Here is a 964-nt window from a genome sequence, read left to right as displayed (position 1 = left end):
GAGTTGCCGCGAGGCGCCGCGCTGCAGCGCGAGCAGCAGCTCCTCGGCGGTCTCGAAGCGCTGCCGCGCGTCGAGCGCGACCGCCTTCAGCACGACGTGATCGAGCCAGATCGGCACCTCCGGGCGCAGCCGCGACGGCGGCTTCGGGTCGCTGCGGAAGCGCCCGCGCTGGTAGGGCTGCACTTCGCCGTACGGCAGCCGGCCGGTCAGCCACTGGTACAGCGTGACGCCGAGCGCGAACAGGTCGCTGCGCGCAGTGGCCGCCTCGCCGGCGGCGTTGTCGTCGCTCGCCCACTGCTCCGGGTTCATGTAGCTGGGGGTGCCGGCATGCAGGCTGCGCAGCACACGCGGCTCACGGCCCGAGACGGCCACGCCAAGGTCGAGCAAACGCCACTGGCCGTCGTCGCCGCGGTGCAGGTTGGCGGGCTTCACGTCGCGGTGCACGACGCCCAGCCGGTGCAGGCGCGCCAGCGCACCGGTGATCGCGACCGCCGCATCGACCGCATCGCTGACGCTGCCGCCCTCGCCCGCCGCCAGCAACTGCTCCAGCGTGCGGCCGGCATGCCAGTCGTAGGCGACGTAGAAGGCGGTCGGCTCGCGCAGCTCGCGCAATCGCACGAAGCCATCGGCAGCCCCGACGCGCGACGCGAGCCAGGCCTCGTGCGCCAGCATCGCGCGCTCCTGCGGGTCGTTGGCGCGCGACAAGTGCAGCGTCTTCAGCGCAACCAGCGGCTCGCCGGGTTCGTCACTGCGGGCCTGGTACAGGCAGTGCACGCCGTTGTCGGCCACGCGCGCGGTGATCGTGAAGCCGTCGAGCCGATCGCCGACCTTCAATCTCGGCGGCACCGGCAGGTCGCGGCCGCGGCGCAGCGCGTCGTTCAACTGGCCTTCGTCGAGCCCGCGCACGCGCAGCACCAGCGCGGTCGCGTTGTCGCGCCCGCCGGCGGCCAGCGCGGCGCGCACC

The 964-nt window shown here is 73.9% G+C and carries 1 protein-coding gene; it reads right to left on the bottom strand.

The window, feature by feature from the left end:
* On the bottom strand, positions 1-964 hold a 964-nt coding region (locus ACXJLU_RS33435; RefSeq protein ID WP_457338020.1), incomplete at both ends, for a serine/threonine-protein kinase.

This window comes from Rhizobacter sp. P5_C2, from assembly GCF_054049715.1.
The sequence above is the reverse complement of the archived record's forward strand: the minus strand, read 5'-3'. Positions and strand labels throughout refer to the sequence as shown.